Below are 8,923 nucleotides of genomic sequence, written 5' to 3' on the forward strand. Positions count from 1 at the left end.
TAAATTGAAAAGGATCTGTATGTATTTCAGAAGCAAATATTGAAACGGCATATCCCTTTTCTTGGCACATTTTTGTCAATTGCAAGGCTACGCCTTGTTTCATCACCTTTTCGACATTGTGCCCTGGGTCAACTATATTCAATCCCATCATCACGGCGTCATGTGCCACATGATAATACATATCACCCGTTACGTAGACATCTGCTCCTTTAAATTTGGCAGAGGTAAAGTATTTATTCCCATCCCCGCCGAGGACAGCTACTTTTTTAACCTTTGAATCGAGATCTCCTACGACACGGACACCATTCACATCTAATGTTTTTTTAACGTGACTTGCGAATTCCCCTAATGTCATTTCCTCAATTTCGCCAATTCTTCCAAGACCTAATACTTCACCCTTATTGTCCAGCTTATAAATATCATAGGCAACTTCTTCGTAAGGATGAGCAAGAAACATGGCTTTTAAGATTCTATTCTCTAACTGAGCCGGGAAAATCGTTTCGATCCTCAGTTCTTTCACTGACTCTAGCTTTCCATGCTCGCCAATAAAGGGATTTGTCCCTTCACCTGGTAAAAACTGTCCAATTCCGGATGATTCGAAACTGCAATGACTGTAATGGCCAATCGCTCCAGCACCAGCATCTCCTAATGCCTTTTTAAGGTCGTCAGCATTATCTTCTGGAACAAAGACAACTAGTTTTTTCAATTCGGTCTCGTAGGTAGGAACTAAGACCTCCGTATTAACTAGCTTTAGTGCTTCAGCAAGCATATCGTTAACACCGCCAGTAGCAACGTCCAAATTTGTGTGGGCAGCATAGACAGCGATATCATGCTTAATCAATTTCTCAATTATTCTACCGGCAGGCGTATCAGTGGCAATTGATTTAAGCGGTCGAAAAATAGGCGGGTGGTGAGCAATAATGAGTTGAACATTCTTCGCGATCGCTTCATCAACTACTTCTTCTAGCACATCCAGTGCAATCATGACGTTCTCAACCGGCTTATTCAATCTGCCAATTTGCAGCCCAATTTTGTCTCCCTCCATGGCATAGCCTTTTGGAGAAAACTGTTCAAATAGCTGAATGATTTCATGTCCATTTATTTTTTTCAATGATCTAATACCTCCTCTACCATCTTTATCTTCTCTATTAGTTCATTTTTTTTCTCTATCGTTTCCTCTGTAGCTGCTGCATTCTCAAGCTGGGCTAAAATTCTTTGCCAATTCTTTAATTCTCCAAGCCATTTCTTTTTAAAAACAGCTGATTTTTGCTTTAGTAAAAAAGGGCCAAATAATAATTCCTTTTGCAGATCCAACTCTCGTCTTTCCTTCGAATCCCCTTTTTCAGCAACTAAAATCTCATAAATTTTTTCATCTTCTTCAAGAATTTCTTCAGCAATTAATACCCAGCCATTTTTATTAAGCCAGCTTCTTATCGTAATAGCACTGATATTTGGCTGTAATATCAGCCTTTTTATCGTTCCTAGCTTTTCCTTGCCCTCTTCCAAAATATTTGTGATTAAAGCTCCGCCCATCCCGGCAATTGTAATACAATCCACTTCATCCACTGAGATTATCTGTAATCCATTTCCTTTGCGGACATTTATCTTGTCATTTAATCCTTCCGCTTCAACTTGGCTTTTAGCAGATTGATACGGTCCCTCTGCCACTTCCCCAGCAACCGCAAAAGGGATCATGCCTCGTTTCACTGCATAGCATGGCAAATATGCGTGATCCGAGCCAATATCAGCAAGTCTGCACCCTTCAGGAATATAATTTGCAACAGCCTCTAAACGCTGTGATAATTTCTCAGTATTCAATTTATCCACCACTTTTCAAAGAAAAATATAAGTCCACTATTACTAGCACAGTTGATTTATCCTTATAATAGTATTAAAAATAGTATGGTTTTGCAAAGTCTTAACACCCACGAGGAAAAAATCTACTTAAAAAAAGCCCTTTACAGATGCAAAGGACTTTTTTTATTTTGCGCTTGGGGAGGCCAAAGTTTAGCCTTCAAGCTTATGTTTAACAAACTATTTTATTTTAATTCCGCTAGCCAAGCAGCCATTTCGCCTGCTTTATCTGCAGGAACTAAACCAGGAGGCATGGACCCTTTACCATTAACAAGAATATCAGCTATCTCTTCCTGTGATAGATGGTCACCAACACCTGTTAAAGCTGGTCCAACTGCACCTTGGTATTGATCACCATGGCACCCAATACAGCTCTTTTGATAGATCTCCTCAGGGCTTGCTGCAGCCGTTTCTTCAGTCTTTTCACCGCCGCCTTCTCTTTCAGCAGCAAGCTGCTCAGCATCACCAAGTCCTTTAAAGGAAATCAGGAACATTGCAACGATACCCAATGCAAAAATTAAGATGTACGGCATTACTGGATTTTTCATGTTTATACCTCCCTTATGTAAGAACATCTCAAATAAAGTAAATATTTATACAAACAATTTCTATTCTACTTCAAAACGTGTAGAAGGAAAAGCCCTTAAGGCAACTTTGTTACACCAAATTCAAAAATCAGACAAAACTCCAGCGAATTTAGAGGAACTTCCACTTACTTCATTAAATAAAAGAGAGAAAATCATTTTCTCAACATTTAAAAACTTCAAAAAAATCTTTTTAATATATAAATATAGAAATTACTATTAATATTATCCCTAAAACTCCAGATATGATAAAGGCTGGAAGCTTAAGTTTCCAGCCTGTTAACAACCATAAAAAACAGTTCATGAATATTACTATGTAAAGGACCATAAGTCTATCTGGAAATAATCTTGAAATAAATTCAACGGTAGATAATAATAAAATTAATGCCGAAGCAATTAAAGGTATTTGCAGTAAAATTCCTTTTCTAAAAAAATAAAAAGTGAAAATAATCCCAGCTAATACAAATAATATGGAAAAGGCCATTTGCAAAGTAATAGACAATTCAGTAAAATGGATTAAAAATAGAGCTAACGGAATTAACATTAAAAATAAATAATGGTTTTTCCAGTGAATTTTTTTTATAGCTGCTGGCTCTTTCTTGTTTTCCGGTTCATTTCCTTCTGTGTACAATGCTAAGAGGAAATCACAATAATGTTCAGGGAGCATGCGATTTTTTCGCCAATTAATTATTTCGTTAACTATGATCTTTTTTCTTGTTTCATTCATTAAGAATACACGTCCATTCCAGCGGAAAAAAAATAGCTTACCTCTATTGTAGGAAGTAAACTATTTTCTGACAATGATTTTCTATTCTAAAAAGTCTTTTAAACGCTTGCTTCTGCTCGGATGTCTTAATTTGCGCAATGCTTTCGCTTCAATTTGGCGAATACGTTCACGTGTAACACCGAATACTTTACCGACTTCCTCTAAGGTCCTTGTACGTCCGTCATCAAGCCCAAAGCGAAGGCGCAGTACATTTTCCTCACGATCGGTTAAAGTATCAAGAACATCCTCCAGCTGCTCTTTAAGAAGCTCGTAGGCAGCATGCTCAGAAGGTGAAGTCGCATCCTGATCTTCAATAAAATCGCCTAAATGGGAATCATCTTCTTCCCCAATTGGCGTTTCTAAAGAAACTGGCTCTTGCGCAATTTTTAGAATTTCTCTCACTTTTTCTGGAGTTAAATCCATATCCTCAGCGATTTCTTCTGGAGTTGGTTCGCGGCCAAGGTCCTGAAGTAATTGGCGCTGTACACGAATTAATTTGTTAATAGTTTCAACCATATGAACGGGAATTCGGATGGTTCTTGCCTGGTCGGCAATCGCTCTTGTAATCGCTTGGCGAATCCACCAAGTTGCATACGTACTAAATTTAAAGCCTTTTCGATAATCAAATTTTTCAACGGCTTTAATTAAGCCCATATTTCCTTCTTGAATTAAATCAAGGAAAAGCATTCCACGGCCAACATAACGCTTGGCAATACTTACAACTAATCGGAGGTTTGCTTCAGCAAGACGCCTTTTCGCTTCCTCGTCACCATCTTCAATCCGTTCTGCAAGTGAAATTTCATCCTCAGCAGAAAGTAGATCAACACGGCCAATTTCTTTTAAGTACATTCTCACAGGGTCATTGATTTTCACGCCTGGTGGAACACTTAAATCATTTAAGTCAAACTCTTCTTCACCTTTTGCTAATTCCTTAGCATTAGGGTCGGCATCATCGTCATTGTCACCGACTAGCTCAATACCTTGATCTCCAAGGAACTCATAGAATTCATCCATTTGATGAGAATCTAAATCAAAATGGGCCAATTTTTCTGCAATATCGTCATAGGCAAGAACGCCCGTCTTTTTTCCAACCTCTGTTAATTGTTCTTTCACTTGATCTAGGGTCAATTCTGAATCAACTTCTTTTGAACGAGCTGATTTTTCAGCCATATGTCCCCCTCCTTCCAAAGTCACAGACAATCCTTAAGAAATATCCTAATCTATAGAGACTTGCGCAATTGAATAATTTCCATTGCGATCAAGGCTGCCTTTGCATAATCACTTTTCCGCTCTGCTTCTTTTTGTTCAAGCAGTTTTTCTTTTATCTTTAACATTTTTTGATAATTAAACACCTGTTTTATATAATCCGTTAATTCTTGTTCGCTTAATTCATCGTTTATTTCCATCATTTGAATATCAGCAACGATTCTTTTTAACTTTTCATCAACTAGGAAGTTGATAAAGGCACTTGTATCTGGCGGGTGTCCTTCTTCATAAAAGCCTAATAAATAAGTAATGATTGCTTGATGCTCATCCACATTAAACGTATTTCCTTGAAGAAAATTCTGAACCTTAAATGCAAGGTCACTATCGGCAAGCATATGTGCAATTAAATTTCTCTCAGCTGTATAATATGCAGGCTTTAACTGCTTCGCTTGCTTTTGAAGAATCAGCTGTTTTTTGACTGTCTCGTTGCTGCTCTGTCCCTTAGTCTTCCGTCTTTCTGAAAAATTAATTTGTTTTTCCTGTTCTTTAAGTGCTTCCAGTGATAGGGAAAATTCATCCGCAAGATGCCGTAAATAATAATCCTTTTCTACTGCATTATCTAATTTGCTTATTTCCGTTAATACTTCTTCGATATAAAGCAGGCGATCTCCTTCATCCTGCAGTTTTTTCCCTCTGCGGTAATAATGCAGCTTGAACGCCATAAGTGTATGACTGCCATCTATTACCTCGTGACGAAACTTTTCTGGACCGAATTTTTTAACATAGTCGTCTGGGTCAAGGCCGTCTGGCATTAAAGAAACCCTTACTTGACATCCTGCATTAGATAGCATGTTAGCCGCTCTGAAAGCCGCTTCAATTCCAGCATTGTCGGAATCATAGCAAACAGTGATTGACTGGGCATTTCTCTTTAAAGCGGAGACATGGTCCTCCGTTAAGGATGTTCCCATTGTGCCAATACCGTTTTCAACTCCTGCAAGATCAGCAGAAATAACATCCGCAAATCCTTCAAATAAAACAGCTTGCTGGAGTTTCTTGATTTGAGGTCTTGCTAAATGAAAATTATATAAAATTTTGCTTTTATTAAAGATTGGCGTTTCAGGACTATTTAAATATTTGGGTTCATCGTCCCCTAAAGACCTTCCTGAAAAGGCAATCGTTTTTCCACTTCGGTCAAAAATCGGAAACATAATTCGGTTGCGAAAACGATCAAAATAACTGCCATCTTTTTCGCGTTTAATAATAAGACCTGCTTTTTCCATTACCTCTATTGGAAACTTTCTCTTCCCAAGAAATTTATATACAAAATCCCAAGAAGGAAGGGAATATCCAATTTGAAATTTCTCAATGGTTTCAATCGTAAATCCTCTGCCAAGCAAATAGTCTAGTGCATGTTGGCCATCTTTTGTGTTTAACAGCAGATGATGATAAAATTTACGCAATAGCTCATGGGCCTCCAGCATTTGCTGAATATCGGGAGGAACATTACTTTGAGCGGCTGCGGACTGAATAATCATGTCAAGCTTAATATTCCCTTTTTCAGCTAATCTGACAGCTGCTTCTTGAAAGGAATAACCTTCAAGATCCATTAAGAATGAAAAGGCATTTCCGCCGGCTCCGCATCCAAAGCAATGATAAATTTGCTTATCAGGTGAAACGGAAAAAGATGGTGTGTTCTCTCCATGAAATGGGCATAGACCAAAGTAATTTCGTCCTTGCTTTTTTAATTGAACATAATCGCTTATAATATCAACAATATCGACAGCTTGCCGAATCTCATTCACTTTCTCCTCGGCGATACGCTCTACCATGGGAACAACTCCAATTAATAAAAAATCAATACATAAGAAGCCTCTTAAAGTACACCCAGGGCATCAAATTTAGAAAGATAATTAATCCATTAATTAATATTTCTATAAAAATTAGCGAATTCCTTCAAAATTCGACAAAATCTTTGTCAATTCTTTCACAAACCTAGTACGATCTTCACGACTGTAAGGCATGGGCCCTTTCCCATGTATCCCCCTTCTACGCGCTTAGGCCGATAAATATCTCATATCAAGCGCAGTATGAATATCTTTCTCATCGTATGAAATCCCCTTTGGAGACAGAACATAAATAAAAGTGTCGATGCTAACCAATATCCTGTGTAACAACGATGTCCCGTTTCTGCACATGATTCATAATGAATAAATCAACAGCCTCTTTACTTGAGTCAACAAATTTCCAAGAAGCTCCCTTTAGATCATTTTTTATGTGAGCATATGAGGCAATAAAATAGCATCAACAGAATAGCTATTAGCTAATTCGACAATTTCTTCCTTTACAGGACAAGAATCGGCATCAACCAAGATAATTGGATTGCCTAATGTTCTAATTATTCTACATCACTCCACATAATCCTTCTTTCAAAAAGCAACTTTTAGCATGAGCTACATTCATCCTAAACTCATGCAACTGTTAAAATTACAAGTAGATTTTCAATCAAGCCGGGTATAATGGTCTAAATGCTTTTCAGAATCCTGATACAAAATAATTCTTGCAGCATTTCCATTACAATTGATCATGTCGAATTGTTTTTTTTCCGGTCACTTGACTTCTCACAATAAATAGTTTATTCGTTCATACTCAACTCTAAACCTAAACTATAACATTTTTATCACAATTTTTTATTATAGTATAAAAAAGCTTGAATTTCTATTATTTTTTCTTATTTCTATTAATATTTTGTTTTAAACGCATCAAGAAGAATTTAAATTTTCAAAAGGTTCCGTTACCTTTTTGCCAAAAAAGAAAAAGGCACATAATACAGAATTATGTGCTAGCTTTTTGGAAAGCTTCTGTGGTATTGATTTAATATTAAATTTGCCGTTTCTTCTACGGCTTTATTCGTTACGTCAATGACAGGACAATTTAATTTGCTGACGATTTTTTCAAAATAATTGATTTCGTCTTTAATCCTTTCAATGTTTGCATAACTGGCATTATCGCTTAATCCTAAAGATATTAGCCGTTCTCTGCGAATATAATTGAGCTTTTCCGGGCTAATTTTTAGTCCAAAGCACTTTTCGGGCTGAACTAAATACAATTCTTCAGGAGGATCCACCTCTGGTACAAGCGGTACGTTTGCGACCTTTAGTCTTTTATGGGCTAAATATTGTGATAGCGGTGTTTTAGAAGTTCGGGATACTCCTACAAGAATAATATCCGCTTTTAATATCCCTCTTGGATCACGGCCATCATCATATTTAACAGCAAATTCAATAGCTTCTATTTTTTTAAAATAATCCTCGTCCAGTTTTCTAACTAGACCTGGTTCGAATAGAGGTGTTTTTCCATATAAAAGCTGAATTTTATCCATTAACGGCCCAATTATATCACAAGCATAGATCCCTTCCCGCTCAGCCAGTTCATTAATATAATGGCGTATATCTGGCTTAACAAGTGTATATACGATCATTCCATTATCCATTTTTGCTAAAGAAATTACTTCTTCTATATGAACCTTGTCCTCCACATATGGAAATCGCTTGATCGTTACTCCGCTGCCATTAAACTGGCTGACGGCTGCTTTCGTAACCAATTCGGCAGTCTCCCCAACAGAGTCAGACACAACATAGATGATTGGCTTTTTTGTCATCCCTTAACACCATCTCCTCTGTACATGATTTAATTATCTTCTGCAAGAGCAAGAAATGCTTTTGTTAAATTCGTTTTTGTAATTCTGCCTATTACCTCAAAGCCTTTTTCCGTTTCTTTAACAATCGGAAGCGCGTCAATTTGTTTCTCAATTAATTTCTTTGCAATATCAATTAATAAGTCTTCCTTTTCACACATTGTAATATTGGGCATTCTTGTCATGATTATGTTTACAGGGATATTCGTTAATTCCTGTTTCCCTATACTTGCACGCAGCAAATCTTTCCTAGAAAGAACGCCAACAAGTATGGATTCCTGGTCAACCACGAATAATGTTCCTACATCTTCCAAGAACATTGTGCAAATGGCATCATAAACCGAAACATTTTCATTCACAACTACAGGTATCGATTGATAATCCTTCACATACAGCTTATTTAAATTATCTGTAAGCAGCTGAGTACCTGATTTTCCTGTATAGAAATAGCCGACCCGCGGTCTCGCATCTAAAAAGCCAGCCATTGTTAAAATGGCTAAATCCGGTCTTAATGTTGCTCGAGTTAAATTTAACTTTTCTGCAATATTTTCACCAGTGATTGGCCCGTTTTCCTTCACAATTTCTAATATTTTTTCTTGCCGCTTATTTAATTCGATTGTCCTCACCACCTAAATAGAAAAGCGTAAGCGCCTTGCCCACCCCCGACAAGCATAAGACATGCTGTCGAGAAGGTTGTTCTTTAACCTTCTTGGCAGACTGGCTTATGACCTCGAGGTCGACAAAAACGCGACGTCCTCCCAAAAGCTTCACTTTTGGTCGTGCGATGTTTCGCTGCCGAGGCTTTCCTTGTCCTGTCGC

Annotated in this window: 9 protein-coding genes and 1 pseudogene; all 10 read right to left on the reverse strand. The window is 37.5% G+C overall.

The annotated features are described in order from the left end of the window. The coding region (locus V7149_RS05035; protein WP_335344559.1) for a Nif3-like dinuclear metal center hexameric protein at positions 1–1,111 on the reverse strand (1,111 nt) is incomplete at its 3' end. After that, entirely contained in the window at positions 1,108–1,818 is a 711-nt protein-coding gene (locus V7149_RS05040; protein WP_335344560.1) for a tRNA (adenine(22)-N(1))-methyltransferase, read from the reverse strand. The genes V7149_RS05040 and V7149_RS05035, both read right to left, overlap by 4 nt. Positions 1,819–2,039: 221 nt before the next feature. Continuing rightward, positions 2,040–2,402: a cytochrome c550 gene (gene cccA / locus V7149_RS05045; protein ID WP_335344561.1), complete on the reverse strand. Its 363-nt coding sequence runs from the start codon at positions 2,400–2,402 to the stop codon at positions 2,040–2,042. Between the two features lie 229 nt (positions 2,403–2,631). Further along, a complete protein-coding gene (locus tag V7149_RS05050) occupies positions 2,632–3,165 on the reverse strand; it encodes a hypothetical protein (protein ID WP_335344562.1) in 534 nt (177 codons plus the stop codon). 81 nt (positions 3,166–3,246) lie between these two features. Further along, positions 3,247–4,374: an RNA polymerase sigma factor RpoD gene (gene rpoD / locus V7149_RS05055; protein WP_335344563.1), complete on the reverse strand. Its 1,128-nt coding sequence runs from the start codon at positions 4,372–4,374 to the stop codon at positions 3,247–3,249. A 50-nt stretch (positions 4,375–4,424) separates the two neighbouring features. Further along, on the reverse strand, positions 4,425–6,239 hold the full coding sequence (dnaG, locus tag V7149_RS05060) for a DNA primase (protein WP_335344564.1): 1,815 nt from the start codon (positions 6,237–6,239) through the stop codon (positions 4,425–4,427). Positions 6,240–6,350: 111 nt separating this feature from the next. Further along, positions 6,351–6,785: pseudogene (locus V7149_RS05065) on the reverse strand (YaiI/YqxD family protein). 464 nt (positions 6,786–7,249) lie between these two features. Next, on the reverse strand, positions 7,250–8,068 hold the full coding sequence (locus V7149_RS05070) for a pyruvate, water dikinase regulatory protein (protein ID WP_335344565.1): 819 nt from the start codon (positions 8,066–8,068) through the stop codon (positions 7,250–7,252). A 29-nt stretch (positions 8,069–8,097) separates the two neighbouring features. Then, positions 8,098–8,730 carry a helix-turn-helix transcriptional regulator gene (locus V7149_RS05075; protein ID WP_197414433.1) on the reverse strand — a complete coding sequence of 211 codons (633 nt, stop codon included), beginning with the start codon at positions 8,728–8,730 and terminating at the stop codon, positions 8,098–8,100. Continuing rightward, positions 8,708–8,923: hypothetical protein (locus V7149_RS05080; protein ID WP_335344566.1), on the reverse strand; the 216-nt coding region annotated here is incomplete at its 5' end. The genes V7149_RS05080 and V7149_RS05075, both read right to left, overlap by 23 nt.

Source organism: Bacillus sp. JJ1503, assembly GCF_036965125.1.
Lineage (GTDB): Bacteria > Bacillota > Bacilli > Bacillales > Cytobacillaceae > Cytobacillus.

Bases quoted from the DNA above. Each gene is read 5' to 3' on its own strand.
- cccA (WP_335344561.1), bottom strand. From the start codon at position 2,402: ATGAAAAATCCAGTAATGCCGTACATCTTAATTTTTGCATTGGGTATC.
- V7149_RS05050 (WP_335344562.1), bottom strand. From the start codon at position 3,165: ATGAATGAAACAAGAAAAAAGATCATAGTTAACGAAATAATTAATTGG.
- rpoD (WP_335344563.1), bottom strand. From the start codon at position 4,374: ATGGCTGAAAAATCAGCTCGTTCAAAAGAAGTTGATTCAGAATTGACC.
- dnaG (WP_335344564.1), bottom strand. From the start codon at position 6,239: ATGGTAGAGCGTATCGCCGAGGAGAAAGTGAATGAGATTCGGCAAGCT.
- V7149_RS05070 (WP_335344565.1), bottom strand. From the start codon at position 8,068: ATGACAAAAAAGCCAATCATCTATGTTGTGTCTGACTCTGTTGGGGAG.